The organism is Cupriavidus taiwanensis (assembly GCF_900250075.1).
Classification (GTDB): domain Bacteria; phylum Pseudomonadota; class Gammaproteobacteria; order Burkholderiales; family Burkholderiaceae; genus Cupriavidus; species Cupriavidus taiwanensis_C.
Map to the genome: position 1 here is coordinate 1,426,668 of NZ_LT977071.1, position 26,346 is coordinate 1,453,013.

25 protein-coding genes are annotated in these 26,346 nt (G+C 66.7%); 10 read left to right on the forward strand and 15 right to left on the reverse strand.

What is annotated here, in order from left to right; translation table 11 throughout:
• Window positions 1-66 precede the first annotated feature (66 nt).
• The 5 genes from CBM2588_RS22760 to CBM2588_RS22780 all read right to left on the reverse strand — a co-directional run bounded on the left by CBM2588_RS22760 (window position 67) and on the right by CBM2588_RS22780 (window position 6,171).
• On the reverse strand, window positions 67-1,809 hold the full coding sequence (locus tag CBM2588_RS22760; RefSeq protein WP_115682606.1) for an ABC transporter ATP-binding protein: 1,743 nt from the start codon (window positions 1,807-1,809) through the stop codon (window positions 67-69).
• 16 nt (window positions 1,810-1,825) lie between these two features.
• Window positions 1,826-2,374 (reverse strand): carboxymuconolactone decarboxylase family protein, encoded by a 549-nt coding sequence (locus tag CBM2588_RS22765; protein WP_115682607.1) that lies wholly within the window; start codon window positions 2,372-2,374, stop codon window positions 1,826-1,828.
• Between the two features lie 49 nt (window positions 2,375-2,423).
• Window positions 2,424-3,281 carry an ABC transporter permease gene (locus tag CBM2588_RS22770; RefSeq protein WP_115683696.1) on the reverse strand — a complete coding sequence of 286 codons (858 nt, stop codon included), beginning with the start codon at window positions 3,279-3,281 and terminating at the stop codon, window positions 2,424-2,426.
• 112 nt (window positions 3,282-3,393) lie between these two features.
• On the reverse strand, window positions 3,394-4,425 hold the full coding sequence (locus tag CBM2588_RS22775; RefSeq protein WP_269462435.1) for an ABC transporter permease: 1,032 nt from the start codon (window positions 4,423-4,425) through the stop codon (window positions 3,394-3,396).
• Between the two features lie 9 nt (window positions 4,426-4,434).
• Window positions 4,435-6,171 carry an ABC transporter substrate-binding protein gene (locus tag CBM2588_RS22780; protein ID WP_231942243.1) on the reverse strand — a complete coding sequence of 579 codons (1,737 nt, stop codon included), beginning with the start codon at window positions 6,169-6,171 and terminating at the stop codon, window positions 4,435-4,437.
• Between the two features lie 230 nt (window positions 6,172-6,401).
• Between CBM2588_RS22780 and msuE the strand changes: the two genes are divergently transcribed.
• The 8 genes from msuE (at window position 6,402) to CBM2588_RS22820 (ending at window position 14,991) form a co-directional block, all read left to right on the forward strand.
• Window positions 6,402-6,965, forward strand: a complete 564-nt coding sequence (gene msuE, locus CBM2588_RS22785; RefSeq protein WP_115682608.1) for an FMN reductase — start codon at window positions 6,402-6,404, stop codon at window positions 6,963-6,965.
• 18 nt (window positions 6,966-6,983) lie between these two features.
• A complete protein-coding gene (locus CBM2588_RS22790) occupies window positions 6,984-8,222 on the forward strand; it encodes an acyl-CoA dehydrogenase family protein (RefSeq protein ID WP_115682609.1) in 1,239 nt (412 codons plus the stop codon).
• A 227-nt stretch (window positions 8,223-8,449) separates the two neighbouring features.
• On the forward strand, window positions 8,450-9,718 hold the full coding sequence (locus tag CBM2588_RS22795; protein WP_115682610.1) for an SfnB family sulfur acquisition oxidoreductase: 1,269 nt from the start codon (window positions 8,450-8,452) through the stop codon (window positions 9,716-9,718).
• A gap of 1 nt (window position 9,719) precedes the next feature.
• The gene (locus CBM2588_RS22800; protein ID WP_115682611.1) at window positions 9,720-10,970 is read left to right on the forward strand and encodes an SfnB family sulfur acquisition oxidoreductase; all 1,251 of its coding nucleotides are present in this window, start codon (window positions 9,720-9,722) and stop codon (window positions 10,968-10,970) included.
• Window positions 10,970-12,337, forward strand: coding sequence for an LLM class flavin-dependent oxidoreductase (locus CBM2588_RS22805; protein WP_115682612.1), 1,368 nt, complete (start codon window positions 10,970-10,972; stop codon window positions 12,335-12,337). Before CBM2588_RS22800 ends, CBM2588_RS22805 begins: the two co-directional genes overlap by 1 nt.
• Window positions 12,338-12,373: 36 nt before the next feature.
• On the forward strand, window positions 12,374-13,201 hold the full coding sequence (locus tag CBM2588_RS22810; RefSeq protein ID WP_115682613.1) for a MetQ/NlpA family ABC transporter substrate-binding protein: 828 nt from the start codon (window positions 12,374-12,376) through the stop codon (window positions 13,199-13,201).
• A gap of 16 nt (window positions 13,202-13,217) precedes the next feature.
• Complete coding sequence (locus tag CBM2588_RS22815; RefSeq protein ID WP_115682614.1) at window positions 13,218-14,357, forward strand: methionine ABC transporter ATP-binding protein; 1,140 nt, start codon at window positions 13,218-13,220, stop codon at window positions 14,355-14,357.
• A complete protein-coding gene (locus CBM2588_RS22820) occupies window positions 14,338-14,991 on the forward strand; it encodes a methionine ABC transporter permease (RefSeq protein ID WP_115682615.1) in 654 nt (217 codons plus the stop codon). Before CBM2588_RS22815 ends, CBM2588_RS22820 begins: the two co-directional genes overlap by 20 nt.
• A gap of 72 nt (window positions 14,992-15,063) precedes the next feature.
• On the opposite strand, the gene CBM2588_RS22825 is transcribed toward CBM2588_RS22820, so the two are convergent.
• The gene (locus CBM2588_RS22825; RefSeq protein WP_147298427.1) at window positions 15,064-15,621 is read right to left on the reverse strand and encodes a DUF5625 family protein; all 558 of its coding nucleotides are present in this window, start codon (window positions 15,619-15,621) and stop codon (window positions 15,064-15,066) included.
• Between the two features lie 556 nt (window positions 15,622-16,177).
• Here CBM2588_RS22825 and CBM2588_RS22830 point away from each other — a divergent pair.
• A complete protein-coding gene (locus CBM2588_RS22830) occupies window positions 16,178-16,561 on the forward strand; it encodes a hypothetical protein (RefSeq protein WP_115682617.1) in 384 nt (127 codons plus the stop codon).
• Window positions 16,558-17,016 carry a DUF2846 domain-containing protein gene (locus CBM2588_RS22835; protein ID WP_115682618.1) on the forward strand — a complete coding sequence of 153 codons (459 nt, stop codon included), beginning with the start codon at window positions 16,558-16,560 and terminating at the stop codon, window positions 17,014-17,016. The genes CBM2588_RS22830 and CBM2588_RS22835 overlap by 4 nt, the downstream gene beginning before the upstream one ends.
• A 264-nt stretch (window positions 17,017-17,280) precedes the next feature.
• On the opposite strand, the gene CBM2588_RS22840 is transcribed toward CBM2588_RS22835, so the two are convergent.
• The 9 genes from CBM2588_RS22840 to CBM2588_RS22880 all read right to left on the reverse strand — a co-directional run bounded on the left by CBM2588_RS22840 (window position 17,281) and on the right by CBM2588_RS22880 (window position 26,056).
• Window positions 17,281-18,279, reverse strand: a complete 999-nt coding sequence (locus CBM2588_RS22840; protein WP_115682619.1) for an alpha/beta fold hydrolase — start codon at window positions 18,277-18,279, stop codon at window positions 17,281-17,283.
• Window positions 18,280-18,793: 514 nt separating this feature from the next.
• Window positions 18,794-19,825: a LacI family DNA-binding transcriptional regulator gene (locus tag CBM2588_RS22845; RefSeq protein ID WP_231942244.1), complete on the reverse strand. Its 1,032-nt coding sequence runs from the start codon at window positions 19,823-19,825 to the stop codon at window positions 18,794-18,796.
• A gap of 84 nt (window positions 19,826-19,909) precedes the next feature.
• The gene (locus CBM2588_RS22850) at window positions 19,910-20,893 is read right to left on the reverse strand and encodes a tripartite tricarboxylate transporter substrate binding protein (RefSeq protein WP_115682621.1); all 984 of its coding nucleotides are present in this window, start codon (window positions 20,891-20,893) and stop codon (window positions 19,910-19,912) included.
• 42 nt (window positions 20,894-20,935) lie between these two features.
• Complete coding sequence (locus tag CBM2588_RS22855; protein WP_115682622.1) at window positions 20,936-22,030, reverse strand: porin; 1,095 nt, start codon at window positions 22,028-22,030, stop codon at window positions 20,936-20,938.
• 114 nt (window positions 22,031-22,144) lie between these two features.
• Window positions 22,145-22,486, reverse strand: coding sequence for a cupin domain-containing protein (locus CBM2588_RS22860; RefSeq protein WP_115682623.1), 342 nt, complete (start codon window positions 22,484-22,486; stop codon window positions 22,145-22,147).
• A complete protein-coding gene (locus CBM2588_RS22865; protein ID WP_115682624.1) occupies window positions 22,483-23,460 on the reverse strand; it encodes a quinone oxidoreductase family protein in 978 nt (325 codons plus the stop codon). The genes CBM2588_RS22860 and CBM2588_RS22865 overlap by 4 nt, the downstream gene beginning before the upstream one ends.
• 39 nt (window positions 23,461-23,499) lie before the next feature.
• On the reverse strand, window positions 23,500-24,384 hold the full coding sequence (locus tag CBM2588_RS22870; protein ID WP_115682625.1) for a 3-keto-5-aminohexanoate cleavage protein: 885 nt from the start codon (window positions 24,382-24,384) through the stop codon (window positions 23,500-23,502).
• Between the two features lie 37 nt (window positions 24,385-24,421).
• A complete protein-coding gene (locus CBM2588_RS22875) occupies window positions 24,422-25,171 on the reverse strand; it encodes an SDR family NAD(P)-dependent oxidoreductase (RefSeq protein WP_115682626.1) in 750 nt (249 codons plus the stop codon).
• A 42-nt stretch (window positions 25,172-25,213) separates the two neighbouring features.
• The gene (locus tag CBM2588_RS22880) at window positions 25,214-26,056 is read right to left on the reverse strand and encodes a dioxygenase family protein (RefSeq protein ID WP_231942322.1); all 843 of its coding nucleotides are present in this window, start codon (window positions 26,054-26,056) and stop codon (window positions 25,214-25,216) included.
• Window positions 26,057-26,346: the final 290 nt, after the last annotated feature.

Consider the following 26,346-nt stretch of genomic DNA (forward strand, 5'->3'; position numbering starts at 1 on the left):
ACATCCATACAGTCTATCAGGTTGGAAAGGAATTCGTATCGATTACGGAGATGCGCCCGAAACCGGCTAGCCAAACACGCCGGACGCCTGCGTTTCTGCATGTTGCGAAAGTGGCGCATGGCCCTGCGCCGGCAGTGCCCGTGGCACGGCAGCCAGGAGTTGCCGCGTGTATGGATGCGCGGGCCGGTTCCAGATGTCGTCGCGGTCGCCGCTCTCGACGAGGCGGCCTTCGCGCATGACCAGGATGCGGTCGGCGATATAGCGCACGACGCCAAGGTCATGCGAAATGAACAGGCATGACAGCCCGTACTCCGCCTGCAGGTCGGCGAGCAGGTTCAGCACTTGCGCCTGCACCGAAACGTCGAGCGCCGACACCGGCTCATCGCAGACGAGCAGGCGCGGCCTGACGATCAGTGCGCGTGCGATGCCGATGCGCTGGCGCTGGCCGCCGGAAAACTCGTGCGGATAGCGGTGCAGCGCCGCGGCGGGCAAGCCCACGCGGTCTATCATCGCCGCCGCGCGTGCGCGCCGGACCTGCCGGTCACGCACGCCGTGAATCCGCAGCGCGCCTTCCAGCACCTCGGCGACGGTCTTGCGCGGGTTGAGCGAGCTGTACGGGTCCTGGAACACCAGTTGCATGGCGCCGCGCCACGGGCGCATGCGCCGGCGGTTGACGGGCGCGATGTCCGTGCCATCAAAGACGATGCGCCCCGCGTCATGGTCCGCGAGGCGCAGCACGGCCCGCGCGAGCGTGGATTTGCCGCAGCCCGATTCCCCAACCAGGCCCACGGTCTCCCCCGCAGCTATGGAAAACGAAACGCCCTGCACGGCAACCGTAGCGTGCGCGCCGGACCGGTGGGCCACGTGGAGATCCTCGACATCAAGCAGGGTCGGTGCCGACGCCGTGGCGTGGCCGCCAGCCGAACGCAGCGCCGGACGTTCGAGCCGGAATGCCGCCGGCGTGCCGTCGGCGCGACGATCCACGCGGATCTCGGACAGGCGGACCTGCCGATAGTGCGGCACCACGCCGTCCGCGGCGCTCAGCGACGCGCCGAGCAGCCCGCGCGTGTAAGCGTGCGCAGGCTCGCGGAACAAGGCGCGGGCAGGCTGCTCCTCCACCTTGATGCCGTCGTGCATGACCGCGACGCGATCGGCCCAGCGCGCCACCACGCCAAGGTCGTGCGTGATCAGAAGCATCGCCATGCGCAGTTCGCGCCGCAGTGTGTCCAGCAACTCCAGTATCTGGGCTTGCACGGTGACATCGAGCGCGGTGGTCGGCTCATCGGCCACGAGCAGCTTCGGTGTGCACGCGATCGCCATGGCGATCATCACGCGCTGGCGCTGTCCCCCTGACAACTGGTGCGGATAGGCATGGAAGCGCCGCTGCGGTTCGGGAATGCGTACCTGGTCCAGCAATTCGACCGCCCGCGCATGGGCCGCCTGCACGGACAGCGCCGTATGCAGCCGCAGCGTTTCGACTACCTGTGCCCCGACGCTCAGCACCGGGTTGAGCGAGGTCATCGGCTCCTGGAAGATCATCGACACGGCGTTGCCACGCAGCGCGGTCATGTCGCGCTCGCGCAGCGTCAGCAGGTCGCGCCCTTCCAGCAGCACGCGCCCGCTCACCTGCGCGGACGCCGGCAGCAGCCGCAGCAACCCCAGCGCGGTAGTGGATTTGCCGCAGCCCGATTCGCCCACGAGCGCGACGGTCTCGCCGGCGCCGACATCGAGGCTCAGGCCCGAGACCGCGGGCCGCGCGCCGCCGGGATAGCGGATGGAAAGATCCTGCAGGGAAAGCAACGGCGTCATGATGCCTCTGGGCAAATCAGGTGGCGTGGATTTCGGCGGCCAGCAGCTCGGGCTCGACCTGGATCTCCAGCGCCTCATTGAAGCGCGCGAAGAATGCGCACAGCGCCGCGCGCAGTGTCAGCTCCACGACCTGCGCTTCGGTGAAATGCTCGCGCAGCCGCGCTACCACCGTGTCGGTGACGCGTTGCGTCGTGACTTGCACGGTGTAGTCGCGCACCAGGCGCTCGACGGCGTCCAGTCCGGGCACGTCGGGCTCCAGGATCCGCTCTACCGTTTCGGACGCCACGCCCAGCGCTTCCAGCCTGGGCACGTGATGGCTGATGCAGTAGTGGCACGCATTCAGCCGCGATGCCGTGACCAGCACGATCTCCAGGTGCCGGCGCGTAACCAGGGCGTCGCGCGCGGAATCCAGCAGCAGGCCGAACAGGTGCGCTACCGCGGGCGGCCGGTGGCCGAGCACGCGCAGCATGTTGCCGAACGCGCCGTACTCGCGCTCCACGCGTTCGAAGGTGGTGCGGGCCTCGCCCTGCAGGGCGTCGGGATCGATGTCGTGAATGCGTGCCAAGACGCTCTCCTGTGATGAAGTCGGTTGATAACTGGGACAGTGAAGGCGTTCAGCGGCCTTCGCGCGGATCGAAGGCGGTGGCCAGCCCGTCGCCGAGCAGGTTCAGCGCCAGCACGGTCAGGACGATCGCCAGGCCGGGCAATGCGCACACATACCAGTCCGTGCGCAGCACCTCGCGGCCCGCGCCGACCATGTTTCCCCAGCTCGCGACGTTGGGATCGGCCAGGCCGAGGAACGCCAGGCTCGATTCGGTCAGGATGGCCGTGGCCACCATCAGCGACGCCGACACCAGCACGGGCGTAAGCGTGTTGGGCAGGATGTCCTCGATGATAATGCGCGCGTGGCTGGCGCCCACCGCCTCGCTCGCCAGCACCATGTCGCCGTGGCGCAGCCGCAGCACCTCGGCACGCACCAGCCGCCCGAGCGCGGGCCACGAGGTGATGCCGATCGCGAGCGCGATTTTCCATACCGAAGGCTGCACCACCGCCACGATGGCCAGCGCGAACAGGAACGACGGGATCGTCAGGAAAAATGTCGTCAGCGTGCCGAACAAGCGGTCGGCGCGGCCACCGAAGTAGCCGGCCGTCACGCCGCCCGCGACGCCAAGCACCACGGCCAGTCCCGTTGAGACACCCGCGATCAGCAGCGAGGCGCGCGCGCCATGGAACAGGCCGGCGAGAATGTCGCGGCCCAGCATGTCGGAGCCGAGCGGGAATGCGGCATCGCGCCCCGGCCACAGCAGCGGTTCTGCCGCCATTTCGAGCGGGTCGCCGGGGAATACCCAGCCTGCCGACAGCGCGGCAGCGAGAACCACGGCCAGCAGCGCCAGGCCCGCCACGGCGCTGGGCGACGACAGCAGCCGGCGCAGCCGCCGCCGGTCCGCGGGTGGCAGCACGGGCACCTTGATATCGGCCGCAGCGCCGTGCGCATCGGAATGAGCCGGCTGCAGAGGCGCCGGAAGGGAGGAAGAAGGCAAAGACAAGCGAATACTCCTGCAAAGGCCGCGGCCGCATCAGGCGTCAGGCCAGCCGGATGCGCGGGTCCACCCGCGCGTAGACGGCGTCGACGAGCCAGTTGACCAGCACCACCACCACGGCGCTGCACAGCAGGATGCCGAGCAGCAGGTTGTAGTCGCGCTGGTACAGCGCCTCGAACGCCATGCGGCCGAGTCCGGGCCACGAGAACACCGTCTCCACGAGCACGGCTCCGCCGATCACGGAACTGGCCTGCACGCCGACCATGGTCACCAGCGGCAGCAGCGCATTGCGCAGGACATGACGCGTCAGCACGCGGCCGGCCGGCGCGCCCTTGGCCACGGCCGTGCGCACGAAATCCTGCCGCCGCACCTCGATCATGCTGGCGCGCATCAGCCGCACATACACGGCCATGTAGAACAGGCCCAGTGTGGCGGCCGGCAACACCAGGTGCCGCGCCACGTCAGCCGCATACGCCCAGCCCGTGAGCCCGGCTTCCACGGTGAACATGCCGCCCACCGGCAGCCAGTCGAGGCGGACCGAGAACACCAGAACCAGCATCAGGCCGACCCAGAACAGCGGGGTGGCAAAGCACAGCAGCGCCACGGAGGAGACCAGCGTGTCGAGCGCGCGTCCGGCGCGCGCCGCCGCCAGCACGCCCAGGCCCGCACCGGTCACCACCGCGAACGCAATGCTTGCGCCCATCAGCAGCAGCGTGGCGGGCAGGCGCTGCAGGATCAGGTCCAGCACCGGCATGCCCTGCCGGAACGAAAAGCCGAGATCGAGCTGCGCCAGGTGCCACAGGTACTTGCCGAGCTGCACCCACAAGGGCTGGTCGAGCCCGAACTGCGCGCGCAGCGCCGCCAGGTACTCCGGCGTGGCGGCACCCGCCTCCCCCGCCAGCACCTGCGCGGCGTCGCCGGGTGCGAGCCGCAGCAGGAAGAAATTGACCACGGCCATGCCGGCGACGATGCCGGCCAACTGCAGCAGCCTGCGCCAGGCGGTCCGCCACGGCACGCGTGCCAGCCATGCCGGCTTGGGTCCGGGCGTGTCGCGCTGGGTCGTGGGCATGGTCATCGCCCGTCGTCAGCGCGCGGCCTGCGCCGCAGTGGCAGCGGGCGTGGTGGCCGTGGCCACGGCCGTGCCCGCCGGCGCCAGCCAGGCGCGCTTGAGCGACGCATAGACCTGGTCCACGCCGCTGACCGTATCGCGCAGGTTCGACGACTGCACCGTGAAGAAGCGCAGCTCGAGCAGCGGGATCGACGGCAGGTCGGTCTGCACCACGGACTGGAACTTGCGGAACAGCTCGACGCGTTCGGCCTGGCTTGGCGAGCCCTGCGCCTGGTCGATCAGCCGGTTCGCTTCGTCGCCGCGATAGCCCGAGCCGTTCGACCACGGGATATTCTTGCCGACCGTGTCGCTACGATAGGCGCGCGTCACGCCAACCAGCGGATCGGCAAAGCCCGCGAACCAGACCACCGCGAGGTCGAAGTCGCGATCGCCGTAGACACGCCTGGTATAGGTGGGGGTGTCCTGCGTGCGCACGGTCACGTCGACACCCACGCGCTTGAGCGCCTGCTTGATGTACTCCGCGCTGCGCTTGTAGTCGTCGCCATACGGCAGGTAGTCGATCTGGATCTTCAGGCGGTTGCCGTCAGCACCGCGCTTCAGGCCGGCAGCGTCGAGCAGGGCTTCGGCCCTGGCCGGGTCAAACGGATACTTCGGCACGCTGGGGTTGAAGAACTGCCCCAGCGTCGAGACCACCGGGCTCACCGCGGGCTTGCCAAAGCCGAACCACACCACCTTGTTCAGCGCGTTCAGGTCGATCGCATGGGCCAGCGCCTGGCGCACGCGCACGTCCTTGAAGTACGGACGGTCAACGTTGACATCCATGAACAGCCACGGCGACAGCCATTCGTAGCCGCGCGTCTCCAGTTTCAGCGAAGGCAGCTGCGACAGGCGCTGCGCATCCTTCAGCGGCACCGGGTTGAACGGTGCGTACTGGACTTCGCCCTTCTCCAGCGCCGCGGCGCGCGCGCTGGCATCGGGGATCACCTTGAAGACGATCTTGTCGAGGTACGGCTTGCCCTTGTCCCAGTAGTCGGGATTGCGCTCGAGCACGATGTAGTTGCCCTTGCTCCATTCCTTGAAGACAAAAGGCCCCGTTCCCACCGGCTTGTTGTTGTACGGGTTGTTGAGGATGTCCGTGCCTTCGTACAGGTGCTTGGGCAGCACCTGCGCGCCGTTGCTGTTCAGCGAGCTGAGCACCGCCAGCGACGGCTCGGAGAAATGCAGCACGACGGTCAGCGCATCGGGCGTATCGACGCGCGTGACCTTGCCGAACAGGATCTGGTTGCGCGGATGCAGCTTCTTCCACACGTTCTCGAGCGTCCACTTCACGTCGGCCGACGTGAACGGCTTGCCGTCATGCCACTTCACGTTCGGCCGCAGGTGGAACGTGAGCGTCTTCGAATCCTTCGAGATGTCCCAGCGCTGCGCGAGCGCCGGCTTGAGCTTGAAGTCGTTGTCGTACTCGATCAGGCCATCGAAGACGTTCGCGCTGAAAAAACCGGTCGGCGCGGCTGAATTGAGCGCCGAAGTCAGGATCACCGGCTCGGGCTGGATGATGGTCGTGAGCGTGCCGCCGGCCCGCGGCGCTTCCGCGGCCTGTGCTGGCGCAGCGGCGTTGGCCGGTGCCGCCAGCAGGCCGCCCAGCAGCGGCAGCGACAGCACGACTGGCGCCAGGAACGCGAACGGCCGGAATAGTTGCGAGGGCCGCGATGGCCGGAACGGGTTCTTCATGATGGTGTTGGGCGGCAACATGGGCCGATGTCTGCGAGGGTGACCAACTATAGAGACGCCCCTGCCTGCCCGGAACGAACGATTGCGCATGCCCTTATGCGCACGGATCGCCTATGGATAGAACGAACGCGTCGTTCGCACGGCGGCCGCGCAGCAGTATCGTCTTGGCACCCTCCAGGCTGCGCAGCAGGAAGACCATACCGGTGCAGCCCTCGACAACACCAACGCCATCACGCTCTCCGAAAGCCAACATGTCCAAGCCCCTGAAGATCGTTGCCGTCAACGGCAGTACCCAGCAACCCTCGCGCACGCTTGCGCTGGTCGAGGCGCTGATCGCCGAGCTCGACGCGCGACTGCATGTCGACGCTCATGTCATCAACCTGGCGGATATTGCGCGCCCGCTCGGCGGCGCGCTGTGGCGCACGGAACTGCCGACCGCGATTGAAGCGCAACTGCAGGAAATCGAATCGGCCGACCTGGTCATCGCCGCGTCGCCGGTCTATCGCGGCGCGTATCCGGGCCACTTCAAGCACCTGTTCGACCTGATCGGCCAGGAAGCGCTCGCCGACAAGCCCGTGCTGCTCGCCGCCACCGGCGGCAGCGACCGCCATGCGCTGGTGCTCGAACACCAGTTGCGGCCGCTGTTCGGCTTCCTGCAGGCACTGACGCTGCCTATCGGCGTTTATGCAACCCCTTCGGATTTCGAGAGCTACACCGTGCAGAGCCCCGCGCTGCGCGAGCGTATCCGGCTCGCGGCCGACCGCGCCGCGCCGTTGTTCGCGGCGCACCGCCGGGTTGCATTGAAGGCCGCGTGAGCGCTGAATCATTCGCCCATGCCACACCCTCTTCCTGCTTCACCTTTCGCCCAAGCGGCACCGGCGTTCTCATCGCTCGCCGAGCGCTTTCGGCCGGTGTTCGCACAGATCGCGGCCGGCGCACTCGAACGCGAACGCACGCGCACACTGGCCCACGACGCGGTTGCACTGCTGCGCGACGCCGGCTTCGGTGCATTGCGCGTGCCGCGCGAGCATGGCGGCCTGGGTGCTTCCGCGTCGCAGCTGTATGCGCTGCTGATCGAACTGGGCGCGGCCGACTCCAACCTGCCCCAGATCCTGCGCGCGCACTTCGGCTTTATCGAACGGCTGCATGCCGAAATCGCGCCGTCACGGCGCGCGCCGTGGCTCCGGCTCGCGGCGCAGGGCGCTATCTTCGGCAACGCCGCGATGGAGCGCGGCGACGGCCAGCTGGGCCGGTACCGCACCACGCTCGCGCCGGACGGCGCCGGAGGCTGGCGCCTCGACGGCGAGAAGTACTACAGCACCGGCACGTTGTATGCGGACTGGATCGCCGTGTCGGCCACCCGCACCGATGACGGCAGCCCGGCCTATGTGCTGGTGCGGGCCGATGCGGCGGGCGTCGACCGGCTCGACGACTGGCATGGCTTCGGCCAACGCCTGAGCGCATCGGGCACGACGCGTTTCCTGGACGTTGCCGTTCCCGACGAGCACGTGCTGTCGTTCTCGCGCACGGACCCGACCACGGTCACCGCGTGCTTCCAGCTCGTACACCTGGCCACGCTTGCCGGCATCGCGCGCGCCATCGAACGCGACGCTGCCGCGTTCGTGCGGCGGCGCAAACGCGTGTACAGCAATGGCAGCGCGGCGACGGCGGCGGAAGATCCGCTCGTGCAGCAGGTGGTCGGACAGTTGTCGGGCGTCGCCTTCGTGACCCAGGCAACGGTCAGTGCGGTTGCCGCGAAGCTTGACGAGATCGATGCGCTGCGCCAGCGCGGCGAGGCAGTGCCGGATGCCATGCTGCAGGACGTCGAACTCGATGCGTCGCGCGCCCAGGTCGGCATGCTCGACCTGGTCCTCGGCGCGGCCGGCCGGCTGTTCGACGTCGGCGGGGCCTCCGCGCTCGACGCCGCGCACCAGCTGGATCGCCACTGGCGCAACGCACGCACACTGGCCTCGCACAACCCGGCCATCTACAAGGCAAGAATCGTCGGCGACCATGCGATCAACGGCACGGCGCCGACGTATTACTGGTCGGTCGGTACGCGCGCTGCCTGACAAAGCGCGCGCCCAAGGTTCGCTCCCTCCCGCTTGCCGGACAGGGAGCGAGCATTGGTGGGGTTCCACGCCATCAACCACCTCACAGTCACCGCAGCCACGCTTCTAAGCATCCTCGGAAATATTCGTGGGAAAGCCGTGGACGCGCATGCTCCAATCAATCGTCAGCCCTTTTCGATGCGAGACACCACCGCCATGCCCGGTGCAACGCATCCTCACGACCTGTCATGACCGATCTCTCCGATATCTACGCAGCCAGGCAGCCCGCCGCTGCCGGGCGGGAACCCGCCCTGCCCGATCCCGCAAGCGTGCGGCGCATCTGCGACGACGCAGAAGCCATCGACGCGGCACGCGCGCTCGCCGAGACATTCCGTGCAGGCGCTTCGGTGCGCGATCGTGAACGCATCCTGCCGTGGGATGAACTCGAGCGCTGGTCCGAAAGCGGACTGGGAGGCATCACCGTGCCCAAAGCCTACGGCGGCGCCGGCGTCTCCTATGCAACGCTGGCCGAGGTATTTGCGGTCCTGAGCGCCGCCGATGCATCGCTGGGCCAGATTCCGCAGAACCACTTCGGCCTGCTTGGCGTGCTGCGCGAAGCGGGAACCGAGGCCCAGAAGCGCCGCTTCTACGCCGAGGTGCTGGCTGGGCAACGCCTCGGCAACGCCGGGCCCGAGCGGCGCTCCGCTGATAGCCAGACCATCCTCGACGGCACCACGCGCCTGCGTCGCACGGCGCATGGGCTGCGCCTGAGCGGCACACGCTTCTACTCCACCGGCGCGCTGTTCGCGCACCGCGTGCCAACGCGTGCGCTCGACGATGAGGGCCGCGCGGTCCAGGTCTGGGTGCCGCGCCATGCCGCCCGCCTGACCGTGGTCGACGACTGGTCGTCGTTCGGCCAGCGCACGACGGCGAGCGGCACGGTGGTGTTCGACAACGTGGCCGTCGCCGAGGACGACGTGATCCCCGTGTGGCAACTGGCTGACCGGCCCGGCCTCTACGGCGCGAACTCGCAACTGATCCAGGCCGCGATCGATCTCGGCATCGCACAGGCCGCGTTCGACGATGCCATCGGGTTCGTGCGCCAGCACGCGCGCCCGTGGATCGATGCAGGCGTCGCGCGTGCGAGCGAGGATCCGCATCTGATCGGCGACGTTGGCCGCCTGGCGATCGAACTCGACGCCGCGCGCGAAGTGCTGCGCGAAGCCGCGCTGACGCTCGATGCCATCGCGGAGCAGCCGGTCACCGAGGCAGGCAGCGCACAGGCTTCGGTCGCCGTGGCCGAGGCCAAGGTGCTGACCACCGAAGCGGCGCTGCAGGCCAGCGAGAAGCTGTTCGAACTGGCCGGCTCTTCCGCCACCCGCGCCGGGCACAACCTCGACCGCCACTGGCGCAATGCGCGCACGCACACGCTGCACGATCCGGTGCGCTGGAAGCTGCATCTGATCGGCAACTACTACCTGAACAACGCGCTGCCCAAGCGGCACTCCTGGAACTGATATGTCGTTGCTTTTCAATCCGCCGCCCGCCGATGGACGGGCGCAGCCAGCGCCCGCGCCTGCCGTGGTTCCGCATCTTGTCCGCGACGACGCCGAAGCGATCGCCATCGCGCGGCGGCTCGCCGCCCACTTTGCGCCCGGAGCGGCCCGGCGCGACCGCGAACGGCGCCTGCCCTGGGATGAACTGGAAACCTTCAGCGCCAGCGGCCTGTGGGGCATCACCGTGCCGCACGAATTCGGTGGCGCGGGCGTGTCCAACACCACGCTGGCGGAGGTCATCGCCATCATCGCCGCAGCGGATGGCTCGCTCGGGCAGATTCCGCAGAACCACTTCTATGCGCTGGAGGTGCTGCGTGTTGGCGGCACGCCGGCGCAGCAGGCATTCTTCTATGCGCGCGCACTGGCCGGCGAGCGCTTTGGCAATGCGCTGGCGGAGATCGGCCACAAGGACTTCCGCCGCCGCACGCGGCTGACGCCTGACGGCGATGGCTTTCGCATCGACGGCAAGAAGTTCTATTGCACCGGCGCGCTGTATGCGCACTGGATTCCCACGCTCGTGGTGGCTGAGGAAGCCGGACGCGAAGTCACGTGGCTCGCGTTCGTGCCGCGCACGGCCGACGGTGTCGGCATCACGGATGACTGGGACGGCTTTGGCCAGCGCGTCACCGGCAGCGGCTCGGTGACGTTCGAGAACGTCCGCGTCGAGGCCGACTGGGTGGTGCCGTTCCTCGCCTCGTTCGAGCGGCCCACGACCATCGGTCCCTTTGCCCAGTTGCTGCATGCGGCGATCGACCTCGGCATCGGCCGCGGCGCGCTGGCAGCCACGCTGCCGTTCCTGCGCGATCACGCACGGCCGTGGATCGATGCCGGCGTGGCACGCGCGGCGGACGACCCGCTGACGCTGCACCAGCTTGGCGAGGTCCAGGTACGGCTGCGTGCCGCCGAAGCACTGGTGCGCCGCGCCGGCCGTGCCACCGATGCCGCGCAGCGGGTGCCCGGCGAGCAAACCGTCGCGCAGGCGTCGCTGGCCGTTGCTGCTGCGCGGGCGCTGACGACGACCGCATCGCTGCTTGCCGGCACGCGGCTGTTCGAGCTGGGCGGCACCTCCGCCACGCTCGACAACCAGGGTCTGGACCGCTTCTGGCGCAACGCGCGCACGCATACGTTGCACGATCCGGTTCGCTGGAAATACCACGCGGTCGGCAACTTCCATCTCAACGACAAGCTGCCGCCGCGGCATGGAGCGATCTGATGGCGAACCATGGACCGCGCAAGCAGATCCTGCTCAACGCGTTCAACATGAACTGCGTGGGGCATATCAACCACGGGCTGTGGACGCACCCGCGCGACCGTTCGGCCGAGTACAACACGCTGGAATACTGGGTGGACCAGGCGCGCACGCTCGAGCGCGGCCTGTTCGACGGATTGTTCATCGCCGACATCGTCGGCGTCTATGACGTGTACCGCGGCAACGTCGATGTCACGCTGCAGGAATCGATCCAGCTTCCGGTCAACGACCCGCTGCTCCTCGTCCCCGCCATGGCCGCGGCCACCAGGCACCTTGGCTTCGGGGTCACGGTGAACCTGAGCTATGAGCAGCCGTACCTGCTGGCGCGCCGGTTTTCCACGCTGGACCATCTGACGCGGGGACGTGTCGGCTGGAACATCGTGACCGGCTACCTCGACAGCGCGGCGCGCGCCATGGGCCTCGAAGGACAGCTCGCCCACGACGAGCGCTACGACCGCGCCGACGAGTTTCTCGAGGTGCTCTACAAGCTCTGGGAAGGCAGCTGGCAGAACGACGCCGTGCTGCGCGACAAGGCCGCGCGCGTGTTCGCCGATCCCGCGAAGGTGCGCAAGGTCAGCCACAGCGGGCGCTATTACAAGGTGGACGGCTATCACCTGTCGGAACCCTCGCCGCAGCGCACGCCTGTGCTGTTCCAGGCCGGCAGCTCGGGCCGTGGCCAGCGCTTTGCCGCGCGCCATGCCGAATGCGTGTTCATTTCCCCGCCGAGCAAGGAAGCGGCGCGCAAGACGGTGGCCGCGCTGCGCGAGCAGCTGGTGGCAGCCGGGCGCCGTCCGGACGACGTCAAGGTCTTCATGGGCGCAGCCGTGGTCACGGGCCGCACCGAGGCCGAGGCGCGCGCCAGGCATGCCGAGTATCGCGACTATGCGAGCCGCGAGGCCGGACTCGCCCATTTCGCGGCCAGCACCGGCGTGGACTTCGCGCGCTACGGGCTCGACGACCCCGTGAACTATGAAGGCGGCAACGCCATCGAATCCGCGACAAAGACTGCCGCCCAGCATGGCTGGACGCGCCGCAAGCTGCTCGACCTGTTCGAGCTGGGCGGACGCTACCCGGCCATCGTCGGCGATCCGTCGCAGGTGGCCGACACGCTCGCCGGATGGGTCGACGAGACCGGCATCGATGGCTTCAACCTGAGCCGCACCGTGGTGCCGGAGAGCTACGAGGACTTCGTCGACCTCGTCGTCCCCGCACTGCAGGAGCGCGGCCGCTACAAGACCGCGTATGCCGACGGCACGCTGCGGCGCAAGCTGTTCGCCGAAGGCGACCGGCTGCCGGCGCGCCACGCGGCCGACGCGTTCCGTCACGCATGACGCATCCCTCCCTTGTCCGCATTCACCACTGACACCATGAAGATCTCCCGCCTCCTGCCGGCCACCGTTGCCGCCCTCTTTGCTTCGCTGGCGCTGCTGCCGGCCGTCCATGCCGCGCCGCTGCGCATCGGCGTCACACCGGGCGCACTCGCCGACTCCGTCGAAGTAGCGGCCGCCGAAGCTCGCAAGCAGGGCCTCGACGTGAAGGTCGTCGAGTTCACGGACTGGACCACGCCCAATGTCGCGCTGTCGTCCGGCGATCTCGACGTGAACTACTTCCAGCACCAGGCCTTCCTCGACAACGCCGTCAAGGAGCGCGGCTACAAGTTCCGCAGCGTGGCGCTCGGCGTGCTGCCGAACATCGGCCTGTATTCGAGCCACGTGAAGCGCTTCGACGAGCTGAAGGAAGGCGCGCGCGTCGGCGTGGCAAGCGATCCGGTCAACCAGGGCCGCGGCCTGCTGCTGCTGCAGAAGGCTGGCCTCGTCAAGCTGCGCGACGGCGTGGGCGCGAAAGGCAGCGTCAACGACATCGTGGCCAATCCGAAGAAGCTCAAGCTGATCGAGATAGAGGGACCGCAACTGGTCCGCGCGCTGGACGACGTAGACCTGGCGCAGGGCTACCCCGCGCACTTCGTCAACGCCGGCAAGCCCCAGGTGGCCGGTGCCGGGTTGCTGTACTCCGGCATCGACGATACCTATTTCGCGATCCGCTTCGTCACGCGCGAGGACAACGCCGCCGATCCGCGCGTGGCGCGCTTCGTGAAGATCTACCAGGACTCGCCAGCAGTGCGCAAGCAGCTCGGCACGTCCTATGCCAACAACGACAAGCTGTACAGCCTGCCGTGGCTCAAGGCGCAGCCGTGACGCACAGGGGACTGCCATGAGCATGACCACTGCTTTGCTGCGCCGCGGGTTCCTGCCCGCGGCGACACGCTCCGACGCCGCTGCCGCCACGCGTGGCGGCCATGCGCGGACCGCGACCGGCGCGGTTCGCTTCGAACGCGTGAGCAAGCGTTATGCGAGCGCCGCCGGTATCGTCCAGGCCCTCAGCGACATCGATCTCGACATACCGCCCGGCGGCATCTTCGGCATCATCGGGCGCAGCGGCGCCGGAAAATCCACGCTGCTGCGCACGATCAACCGGCTCGAGGCGCCGACGGATGGACGCGTGCTGGTCGACGGGCAGGATATTGCGACGCTCGACGAAAACGGCCTCGTGGCACTGCGCCGCCGTATCGGCATGATCTTCCAGCATTTCAACCTGCTTTCGGCGAAGACGGTACGCGACAACGTGGCGCTGCCGCTGAAGGTTGCCGGCGTGCCGCGCGACGCCATTGGGCGGCGCGTGGACGAGGTGCTCGCCCTGGTTGGCCTCGAAGGCAAGCACGATACCTATCCCGGCCGCCTGTCGGGCGGACAGAAGCAGCGTGTCGGCATCGCGCGCGCGCTCGTACACCACCCCGAGATCCTGCTGTGCGACGAAGCCACCTCCGCGCTGGATCCTGAAACCACGCAATCGATCCTGCAGTTGCTGCGCGACATCAACCAGCGCCTCGGGCTCACCATCGTGCTGATCACGCACGAAATGCGCGTGATCCGCGAAATTTGCGACCAGGTGCTGGTCCTGGAGCACGGCGCCATTGCCGAAGCCGGGCCCGTATGGCAGGTATTCGGCCAGCCGCGCCACGCGGCGACGCAGGCGCTGCTGGCACCGCTGACACCGGGACTGCCGCAAGACATCGCCGCGCGGCTGCTGCCCGAGCCGCCGGCGGGGCCGCACCGGCGCATCGCCGAACTGCACTATGCAGGCAGCGGCGAGCACGCGCCGGACCTCGCCAGCCTGGCCGCCGGACTCGGCACGGACGCGCAGCTGCTGCACGGCAGCCTGGACCGCATCCAGGGCCACACGCAAGGCCGCCTGCTGTGGTCCCTGGCAGGCACCGGCACGGATCCGGATTCGCTGCGCTCTCCCCTTTCCCCATACGTGAAAACACTGGGCTATGTCGCCGATTCTTATTGAACGCCTCTGGCAAGGATTCCTCGATACGTTGACGATGGTCGGCGCATCGGCCGCCATTGCGGTGCTGGCGGGCGTGCCGCTCGCGCTGGTGCTCGTGGTCACCGCGCCCGGTGGCATGCGGCCCGCGCCGCGCCTGCATCGCGTGCTCGGCAGCGTGGTCAACAGCTTCCGCGCCACGCCGTTCATCGTGCTGCTGGTGGCGCTGCTGCCGTTCACGCGGCTGGTCGTCGGTGCAACCATCGGCGTCTGGGCCGCGGTGGTGCCGCTGGCGGTCAGCGCCACGCCGTTCTTTGCACGCATTGCCGAAATCAGCCTGCGCCAGGTCGATGCGGGCCTGGTCGAGGCCGCACAGGCCATGGGCTGCCGGCGCCGGCATATCCTGCTGCACGTGCTGCTGCCGGAAGCGCTGCCCGGCATCGTCGGCGGCTTTACCATCACCGTGGTTTCGCTGATCGGTGCCTCAGCCATGGCCGGCGCGGTCGGCGCGGGCGGGCTTGGCGACCTGGCGATCCGGTACGGCTACCAACGTTTCGATACCACCGTGATGGCGGTGGTCATCGTGATCCTGATTGCGCTGGTCACGGTCGTGCAGGCAAGTGGCGACCGCCTGGTGCATCGCCTGCGAGAGCGCTAGATGCTGACGGCGCTGCCGCGAACGGACCACGCTATTAGCAAGCCCATGGGCAAAGATCCAGCACGAATTGGCTCACTTCCCCCGGTAAGCTCGGTGGACTGAAAAGCTGATCGGTGCGCCTTTCATCTCCGGTGCCGCCTTGGTAGTTTCGACGACAATCCGGTAGCGCCCCTTCTCTAAAGGAAGGGCGGCAATCTCTTTATCGAATTCGTCGTTGCTCCACGAAAACAGGGCAATCTCATCGACGTTAATCTCGCGGTCAATGACCGTACTTTCGCCTTCCGGCGCGGTTTTTACCACGGTCACTCGTAACGCAAAAGCAACGCCTGGTGTAATGATCTTCCCATTCCTATCGCGTTCATAGCTCCCCGACAGTCGCCTGGCTCTGGCTCGATCCGCCTGGTCCCTTTCTTGATACTTGAAGCCAACAATGAAGGCGTAAAGTTGTCGCTCGGGGATTCTAAATTCTCTTTCGATTCGACTTCCAGCCTTGCTTAGGTCCAACGGAACCGTGAAAGGCGGGGTGCCAAAGGCAGCCTGAACGGCATCGACCTGCACAACTGCCAACCAGGCTAACAAAAAAATCCGGAGTAGGCGCATGGTGCCGCGATCACGTTCCCTCGTTCCCATTTCCGTTACTCTCGCTTGCCATGTTCGAGGATCCATTTTAAGCGGCGGCCATGGTGGGCGGCTAAAGGCACTGCAGCAGCCTCTTGCGATAGTACGGCGGCGATACGGTTGACACTGGCTCCTCCGGATACGTCTTCGTATAGCACCATTTCGCGCACAAGGACCCAGCGCAAGAAAGCAGAATTGCGCAGCTTACTGCCAATCCCACTTTAGAGGGGGGCGGACGTCTGGCCAGGAAAATTGCGCAGCAAAGCCAGCCGATCCGACCATAAGGAACGTTATATCGGCACAGCGGGCGGCAGCTTTAGGCTGGCGCGGCCCGATATACGACCGACCCGCTTCCCCAGTCCGTCTGTAGCGATTTATTTTTTTTGGTAATGGTACTGAATGGAAAATGTTCGGCACCATTCAGGTACGTTGCGGTTTTCATACAAATCCCATCAGTCTGGGGTACGACGGCATTTTACGTGACGGTGTCATTTGCTATCTTTCTCGCCATGCTACGACCTGACGTCTACGCGATGGCCCGCAGGGGCGCACCAATAATAACCGACCCATGAAAAATCGACTCTTGTTGATTGCCTTGCTAACACTTGCAGGGTGTGCCCCGATGATCCAAACGGCACCGGTGCCACTGACGCCGCTCACAAATGATGCGGTGGTGCCAGCCATCCGTTTCGAGACCAGCGCCGACCTTCGCCTCGATACCGGCTACACCCGAACGCTTGCCCGCAGTTCGGTCTGGAAGCCGGCCGGGCGGTTGCCGCAGGGGACAGTCTATCGGCCCGCAGGCACGGTCTTCACGATCGAAGGCCGGCAGGTACATGAGGCGTATCTCGTCATTCAGGACAAGCGGCTTGTCGGCTTCTACCTTCCGGGTGAGCAGAGCTACTCACCTCTTTCTATGGCAGTTCCAATTACAACAGGAGAAATACAATGAAACAAGTCGCACGCATGCTGGTTGCCGCGGTAGCCGTTACGTCGCTGCTGGCTGGTTGCGCCTCCGGGGTCAAGCATAGCGAGATGGCCGCATCGATTCCGACTGTGAAGGCGGGCGAAGGGCGCGTCTACTTTCTGCGGTCCGCATCGATGCTCGGCGCTGCCATTCAGCCCGATATCCGTCTGAACAACGAAGTAGTGGGCGAATCGAAGCCCGGTGGCTTCTTCTTTGTCGATCGTCCGGCTGGCAAGTACGTCGCGTCGGCTGCTACGGAAACCGAGAAGACGCTCAGTTTCGTGCTTGATGCCGGCGAAACGAAATACGTGAGAAGCTCGCCTTCGCTGGGTCTGATGGTGGGCCGTGTCGTGCTCGAACTCGAGACGCCCGAAAAAGCGAAGGAAGAACTATCTTCGCTGAGCTACACCGGTGTGCCTGTCAAGACCGCTGCCAAGTAAAGTCCAGCCGCGCCGGAGGCGGAACGAGCCTCCGGCATTCTTTCCTTCCGCACTGAGGCAACGACCCGCCCGCCGGATGTCGGTTGAGCGTCTGGTTAGGTCGAAACCCATCAGGCCTTCAAGCGAGAAATTGAAGTCCCGCGTGCGGTTGTAGGCCCGGTGGAGCCGCTGCGGCGTGCCGTTCTGTGGCAGATTTTGCTCTGCGGCGTTCGATGGCCGTTATGCCATTGCCCGTGGGACGGCGATCGCTCCCTTGCCCTCACTTCATTGAACAGATTGGATGAACGGTGCACCTGAGGCGCCCGTCATTCGTTCCACTGTCCGCGCGATATCCTCCGTCGCCGCATAGTGGACCATGTGGCCCACGCCGGGAACGAGCACCAGCGTACTATTTGGCAATTCACGATGCAGTGCGGTCGAATGCGAGGCTGCGTCGACCATTTTATCCCCCGCTCCCGCCACCAGCGTCACGGGAACTTGCAGTCCGGCATACAGCTCGCGGAATTCTGAAACGGCTGGGATCATGAATGCCGCATCCTCCGCCGCAGCATTGATCTGCGACGGTCGCAGCAGCATCTCGCGGGAAATCAAGTCAAAAAAGATCGGGGGGGTCTGCGCCGGGGCGAACATTTGCCGCAACGCGCGCTTCAGAAGCAGTCGTCCGGCCAGGGGCGCCACGGTATAGCGGAGCGCGTCACCTACCACAGGGATGGCTGCAGGCGAAGTCAGCAGGACGTCCACCCTTGCGGATGGATAGTAGTAGCCGGAAATCAGCACAAGGCCGCGAACGTCAACTGTGGATTCAAGCGCCATGCCAAGCGCCACCAGTGTGCCCAGTGAATGCCCTACTACCAGGGGACGCTCGACCCCCAGCTGTGCCAAGGCTTTTCGCAACAAAGCCGCCTGCGCGCGGGGTGTCCACCGACGGTCCCGCGGGCGTTGGCTATGCCCAAAGCCGGGGCGGTCGAACAGGATGACCCGGTGCCGCCTGGATAAAGATCTTAGCAATCCACTGGCGACATAGTCCTGAAGCAGCACTGCATTGCCGTGAAGGAGCACCACAGCTGGACCTTCGCCTTCGTCGATGTAATGCAATTGCACCCCGTCGACCGTGAGAAAGCTTCCCTGCGGTGGATGGTCACGCTCTGCCTGGCGCGCGCGGTGATGCACCCACGCGGCGGTGCCAGCCGCTGCAGCGACGCTGGCCAAAGTAGCGAACACACCCTTTGACGATGCACGGGACTTGCTGTTGGACGTGGACATAGGATTCTCGGGTGGAAGAGAAGGCGTTGTGGCTTCGCTTGACACCAAAAAACGTCTGGAGAGATGACGTCATCGCGAAGGCAAACCGAATGATGGGGCTCGGGAACGCAATTCTCGTGCCGTCACGCGACAACAATTTCCTCGAGCCCCGTACTGGGTCCAAAAGGGGGCCACCCGCGGCTTTACCAGAGGCGGCGTGATCAGGCTTTCACCCGCCGCGCAGCAAACTGAAATCACCCCGTGGCGAAGGAGCAATTTAGGCGTGGAGTATTGTAGAAAGCAGCGTGCGAGCCATGGCTGACCGGTCGCGTACATAGCCCCGAGAGGTGTAGTCAATGCTGCCCCACGCGGAAAAGCGGTTCGTGACTGCAGACGCGCCTTGTCGTTGAGCAATCCTCTATCAATACCGGTCATCGAGGCTGAGACGTCTGGATGGCTGAGATGGGTCGGCAAGAGCCACTGAGCAGCCGTTGAGAAGTTGTGCAATGAGAAGTGCCCAAAATGGGCCGGCGTTTCACGCCTTGCGCGGCGCCGCCGTGGAACCCCGCACGATGAGGTGGGGCTGCAATTGCACGGTGACCGGATCGGAGGCCGGCTTGCTGATCTTCCTGAGCAGAAGGCGCGCCGCCTCCTCGCCCATCTCGTGCACGGCGATCCGGATCGTCGTCAGCGGCGGCGTCAGGGCATCGACGAATGGCATATCGTTGTGGCCGATGACCGAGATGTCGTCGGGGCAATGCAGGCCCTGCTCGCGCAGGTGGTCGTAGCAGCCCATCGCGACCAGGTCGTTGGCCGCCGCAATCGCGGTCAGGGCGGGAAACACGGTCATCAGTTGCGCGCAGGCGACCCGGCCCGCATTGCGGGAATAGCTGGATGCCTCGACCACGTGCCAGTCCGCGCGACGCAGGCGATGGCGCCTGACGGCCTGGATAAAGCCCTCGCGGCGCAGGTAGCCGGTTGACAGCGATGCCGGCCCGGCGATATGCCCGATGCGGCGATGACCGAGCTCCATCAGGTGATCGACGGTCAGCTGCATGGCCCGCACGCTGTCGCTCACGACCGAGGACACGCTGCCCGACCCTTCGCCGCGGTTGACTGTCACCACGGGGACGTGCCGTGCCAGGCAATACTCGAGCAACGGATCCTCGCGTTCGGCGGTGGCCAGCACCAGCCCTTCGACCTGCCGCCCGAGCAGCTGGTCGATCACGAACCGCTGCCGGCGCTTGTCGCTGCCCGCGTTGACCACGATCGGCACATAGCCCTGCTGCGCCAGCACCACCTCGATCCCGGCCAGGATCGGCGGAAACACGGGGTTGGCAATATCGGGCAGCACCACGCCGATCAGCCCGGAGCGCTGGGTGCGCAGGCCGGCGGCAATGCGGTTGGGGGAAAAGCCGCGCGCCTCGGCAACGGCCAGCACGCGCGCCGCCACGTCTTCTGCCACGAGATGCCGCGTCGCCGGGTTCATCACCCGCGACACGGTCGAATAATGCACGTCGATCTCGGCAGCCAGGTCTTTGAGGGTGAGGCGCTTGCGCTCGGGCATGTAGGGTGAGGGCCGGGAAGGATGGGAGTACGCCATTTTAAGCCAGCGCGCAATCCGTCTCCCGGCGCCCCGCTCCGCGCGGCGCTACTGCCCCGCAAGCGCCCCGGATTGGCGGATGACCGGCGCAAGCTTGCCGATCTCTGCCTGGATATACGAGGCGAATTCCTGCGGTGACGATCGCTTCGGCTCTGCGCCCTGCGCCGCCAGCCGATCGCGCACGTCGGGCGCCGCCAGCGCCCTGCCGATCTCGGCGTTGAGGGTATCGATGATCTCCTTCGGCGTGCCGGCCGGCGCCAGGATGCCAAACCACGAGTCGAAGGCGTAGCCCGGCAAGCCGGACTCTGCCACGGTCGGAATATCGGGCAGCGAACTGCTGCGCCTGGCCGTGGTGACCGCCAGCGCGCGCAGCTTGCCCTCCCGCACGAACGGCATGGCCGACACCGTCGGGGCGAACATCATGTCGCCGCGCCCGGCCATGACGTCGGTCAGCGCCTCGCCCGTGCCCTTGTACGGGATATGGACGATGTCGATGCCGGCCTGCATCCTGAACATCTCGCCGCTGAGATGCGTGGAGCTGCCGGAGCCGGCCGAATCGAAATTCAGCTTTCCGGGCGCCGCTCTGGCAGCCGTCACCAGGTCGTGCACCGATTTGTATTTGCTGCCGGCGCTGACCACCAGCACGTTGGGCACCGTCGCCACCAGCGACACCGGCGCGAAGTCCTTGACAGTGTCGTAAGCCAGCTTGGGATACAGCGTGGCGTTGATCGCATGGCCCACCGACACCAGGATCAGCGTGTAGCCATCCGGCGCCGCCTTGGCGACGCCGGTCGCGCCGAGCGTGCCGCCGGCGCCGGGGCGGTTGTCGACGATCACCTGGTAGGTGCCGCCTTCGCTCATCTTGGTGCCGATGATGCGCGCCAGGATGTCGGTGGCGCTGCCCGCCGAAAACGGCACCACCAGGCGGACCGGCTTGGCGGGGTACGGCGCCTGGGCCAACGCGGCGGGCGCGGCGGCAAGCATCAAGGACGAGCTCAGCGCCACCACGGCGCCTCGGATGGATCGAATCATGGTCTGTCTCCTCACTACCGGATCGGGTCGAAGCGGCACGCCTCAGAAGAAATGGCGCATGCCCAGGGCAAAGGTCTGTGGGTCGGCGCCGGCGCTGACACCCTGTTCATTGATGGCAAAGTCGTAGATCGCATTGCGCTTGTTATGGATGCGGCTGTAGTAGGCGTACAGCGCGGTGCGTTTGGACAGCGGATAGTCGTAGCCCACCGTCACCTGCGTGGCGCCTGTCTCCGCGCCGCTGCGGAAAAAGCCCACCGTCTCCGTGGCGCTGCCTGCGCCATTGCCGGCCAGCGCCACGCCCACGCGCACGCTGCCCGGGCCCAGCTTCTGCACCAGCGACGCGTAGTAGCCGTTACGCGTCAGGTCGCCGGTGGCGGTGCGGTAGTGCAGCCGTTCATAGAGCAGCGCGACGGTCGTGCTGGGAAACTTGTAGGACACGCCCGCCTTGATCGCATCGTCATTGCGGCCGGCGGTCTGGTAGTGCTGGTGGAGTTCGTATGCCAGCACCACGTTGAGCGGACCGTTGTCATAGGCCGCGGAAAAGGAGTACAGCGCCGGATTGCGCGGCACGCTGATCTTCTCCTCGTTGACACCCCAGGCCGCGGCACCGCTGAACCCCGCCAGCGAGGGCGTCTTGTAGACAATGATGTTCTTCTGGCGGCGGTCGAAGGCGCTGGTGTCCTGCACGTTGTCGGTGCTCGACGCCGACCCGTTGCCGATCAGCGCCATGTAACCGGCGGTGGTGGGGTAATACGGGTCATAGCCCGCGGTCGCCTCGGTATAGGGCGTCTGCCAGTGGCCCATGAACAGGGTGCCGGCCTTGCCCTGCAGGCCGATGCGCGAATTGCGGCCAGCGATCTGGCCCTGGCCGTTATCGAGCGACAGATTGCTCTCGATCTGCCAGATGGCCTTCAGGGTGCCGCCCAGTCCTTCTTCTCCGCGCATGCCGAACACAGAGCGGTTATTGGTCAGGCGGCCAGTACCGCCGAGATGCGTCCCGTCGGTGGCCGTGCTGGCCCGGGCATATTCCAGTGCCGTGTTAAGACGTCCGTACAGGGTCACGGTGGACTGGGCGCCGGCCTGCCCGGCCCAGCCGGCCGCGGCGCTGGCGGCCAGCAGCCAGGCCCTTCCGCGCATGGGGGCGATTGTCATGGGTGTCTCCCTTTGTTGTGGTTGTCGTGGTGTCGCGGTTGTCGTCTGGCAAGCGAACGTGACGTTTTTGCAATCGTTTGCACAACAGCGTCAAAAAAATCAGGTGGCCGGAAACGGCATCGCCAGCAGCAGCATTGCGGGCCGATTGCCCGGATTCGATACCTGACGCGCTTCCCCGGGCGCAAGCCGTACCGAATCGAACTGTCCCAGCAGCGCCGCTTGTTCCGACGTGCGAATGCAGACCTCGCCTTCCAGCACGACGTAGTGCTTTTCCACCGCCGAGGCATCCAGCGCGGTATGCCCGCCCGGCAGCAGCACCGAGACGCCGAGCCACAGCGACGCTGCGGGCCCCGCTTCATGGCCCTGCAGGCGCAGGCAATGCATGCCCTCATGATTCGCCGGAAAGTACGCCGGCGCCTGGGCGAACCGGGTAACGTTCATGGCTGGAGCACCACGCGTTCCGCCGCGCCCTCCAGCACGGCACGGTAGGCCTCCCTGGCCTGCGCCAGCGAATAGGTGTAATCGGGCAGTACCGGGAACGGCCACAGCTGGCCGCTGGCGAACATCGGCGCGAGCTGGTCCAGGATGCGCGCGCAGGCGTTGCTGTCGAGCGCCAGCGTGTCCACGCCCACATAGGTGTGCTGGCCGCGATAGAAGGCGAAGATGTCGAACGGCACCGGCTTCTCGATGGTCGAGATGAAGATCTGCGTGGCGCCGATTGCCATGCTGCGGTTGGCCTGCTCGAAGTACGGACTGCCGACGGTGTTGTAGACGATGTCCGCGCCGTGCCCGCCGGTCTCTTCGCGCACCACCTCGGCAATCGGCTCGCGGCTGGCATCGATCATGCGGACCGTGCCGCTCGCATGGCCGCGGTAAGGCTGAGCCGTCCGCTCCACGGCAAAGACACGCGCGCCCAGTGCCGTGGCGATCTGGATGGTGGCCTGCCCGACCTTGCCATTGCCGCCGCACACCAGCACGGTGCTGCCGGCCTGCGGCATGCCCGCGCGGCGCAGTCCTTCATAGGCCGTGATGAACGGCACGCCCACCGCGCCCGCTTCCAGCAGCGATACCGATGCCGGCTTGGCGCGCACCGAGGCCGCGTCGATGCGCAGGTACTTGCCATGGGTGCCGTCGCGGCGAATGCCCAGTTCGCCGCCGCTGCCCCACACCTGCAGCCCCAGCAGTTGCGACGGGCCATCGACCACCAGGCCGGCATAGTCGCGGCCGGGCGTGCGCGGCCAGACCGCATGCGGCATCAGGCCCAGCGTGGCTTTGACGTCGCTGGGGTTGACCCCGGCACTGGCGACTTCGATGATGCACTGGTCAGCCGCGGCTTGCGGACGCGGCATGCCTTGCAGTTCCAGCTGCAGGGTCTCGATATCGTTGGCTTTGTGGTTGACTCGAATGACGTTCATGATGGTTTCGGTTTGGTTGGAATCCGGTGCGGCGTTGCCTCAGGCCTCGCGCAGGCCCAGCGTGCGGCGCGCCTGCGCCGGCGAGGCCAGCTCGCCGCCGAGCGACCGCACAATATCGCTCGCCTTGGCGACCAGCGCGGCGTTGTCGGGCGCGAGCACGCCCTTCTCCAGGTAGATGTTGTCTTCCAGGCCGACGCGCACATGGCCGCCGGCGAGCCACGCCTGCGCGACGATCGGAAATTCCGCGCGGCCGATGCCAAAGGCGGACCAGTGCGCGCCCGCGGGCAGCATGTTGCGGGCGTAGAAGATCGTCTCCGGCGTGGGTGCAAAGCCATACTTGACGCCCAGCACGAAGGTCCAGAGCCCGGGGCCGTCCAGCACCCCTTCGCGGATGAAGTCGAGGGCCATGTTGAGGTCGCCCGAATCGAAGATCTCCAGTTCCGGCATCACGCCGGCGCCGCGGATGATGTCCGCCATCTTGCGCACGTTGGCGGGCGTGTTGATGACCACGTCGGCGCCGGAATTCATGGTGTTCAGGTCGAGCGAGCATACGTCCGGCCGCAACGCGGCAATGTGCTCGACACGCTTGGACGGATGCAGCAGCGTGGTCCCGGGCGCGGCCACGCGCGGCTCGTCCTCGCTCGGCACGAAGCGTCCGCCCGGCCCGGTGGTGAGATTGATGATCAGCTCGCGGTTGCGCTTGCGGATGCGGTCGATGACGTCAGCGTAGTAGTCGAGCGACATGGACGGGCGCCCGGTCTCCGGGTCGCGCACATGGATATGCGCGGCGGCGGCGCCCGCTTCGGCGGCCTCCAGCGCGGCATCGGCGATCTGCGCCGGCGTGACGGGCAGGCCGGGATGCTGTTCGGGGGTGACGATGTTGCCGGTCACCGCGCAGGTGATGATGGTCTTGCGTGCATGCATGGCGTGGTCAGTAGTTGCGTGATTGGCTCGGCTCGGCCTAGCCCAGCTGGCGGCCGCCATCGACGACGATGGTGGTGCCGGTGGCGAAGCGAAGTGAAGTGGCACAGGCGGCGATGGCATCGGCCACGTCTTGCGCCTGGCCGATGCGGCGCAGCGGCGTGGTCCGGGCGGCGCGCTCGTTGAAGCTGTCATCGCGCCCCGGCACGAAGCCAGTGTCGACCACGCCCGGAGAGACATTGAGCACGCGGATCGCCGGCGCCAGCGCGCGTCCCAGCGACATCGCCATGGCGTCCAGGCCGGCCTTGGCCGCGCAGTAGGCCACGTTGCTGCCCTGCCCGGTGCGGCCCGCGATGGAGCCGACATTGACCACCAGCCCGTCGCCGTTGGCGCGCAGCAGCGGCGCGAAGGCGCGGATCGCGGCGAACTGGCCGCGCCAGTTGATGGCGAACAGCGCGTCGATCAGGGCGTCGTCGAGCGCGTCGAGGTCGGCATGCGGAATGGCGCGTGTAAAGCCCGCGCTGTTCACCAGGATATCGACGCGACCGTAGTGATGGCTGGTTTCGTCGGCCAGCTTGCGCAGCGATGCGCTGTCACCGATCTCGGCCACCGCGGCCAGGTGGTTGCCGGCCGGCAGCGCGGCCGCGGCGCTGGCCGCCTTGTCGGCATCGCGGCCGGCCAGCACGATGCTGGCACCCAGGCGCGCCAGCGTCGCGCCGGCCGCCAGGCCAATGCCACCGCTGCCGCCGAGGATCACGGCTACCTTGCCGGAAAGAGAAGAGGCGCTCATTGGTTTCGATGTGATTAGTCAGGAATGGGGCGAAAGCCGCGCTCAGTCGATGGGCGGCTTGGGAAAGGTCTGCTCGCCCGGCTCGAGGGTGAAATCGAACGCGAGCGTAAAGAATGGCGCCGGCACGCTGCCCCACGGGCTGTACCCGTGGTCGTGCCGCTGCAGCTGGCCGACGAGTTGCCGGTGCACGCCAAAGGTGACATCGGATTCCAGCTGGGCGGGTTCGTCGGCGAATACCTGCGTCACCAGCGTGCGGTAGCCCGGCGCCGCGACGATGAAATGGATATGCGCCGGCCGGTACGGATGGCGCCGCTGCGCGGCCAGCAGCGTGCCCACCGGGCCGTCGGTCGGCACCGGATAGCCTGCCGGGCGCACCGAGCGGAAATGGTAGTGACCGCCCTCATCGGCATGGAAGCAGCCGCGCAGGTTGCGGTCGGGCTGGGCCGGATCCTGGTTGTCGTACAGCCCCACCGGCGAAGCCTGCCAGACTTCGACCAGTGCGCCCGGCAGCGGCGTGCCGTCGGTAGCGCGCACCGTGCCGCTGACGAACAGCGGCAGGCCGGGCGCGTTGTCCTGCACCACGCAGTCGCCGCACGCATAGCGCGGCGCGTTGGCGCGGTAGAACGGACCCAGCAGCGCCCCGGGCGTGCGTCCGAGCCGCGTGCCGTTGTTCATCACGGTCACCAGGGTCGACAGCCCGAGCACGTCCGAGGCCAGCACGACTTCGTTGTGCGTGGCATGCGTGGCCTGACCCAGCCGGGCCACGAACTCGAGCGCCAACTCGAATTCCGCATCGGTCAGGCGCGCCTCCCGCAGAAATGCATGCAGGTGCCTGACCAGCGCGCCCATGACAAAGCGCAGGCGCGGATCGGGCGTATCCGCCATCGCGGCCTCGACGATGCGGGTCACCGACTGCTCGTCGTCGACCAGTGAAAGCGCGCCGTCCAGGGAGCGCTGCTCGTGTTCCAGGTATGTATCCACCTGCCCTCCTTTGCAAACGTTTGCAGTGGTTTGCATTATCGTCGCCGGCGAAATCCGGTCAAGGCGATTTCGCTGCGAAGCGCGGGCCGGATGGCACGACAGCGTCGATTAGGTCAATAAATTCAAGGCGCTACGGCGCGAGGCTGGGACAAACCCGTAGGCGTGGCAAAGTGCGGAGATAGCAACCTGTTCCG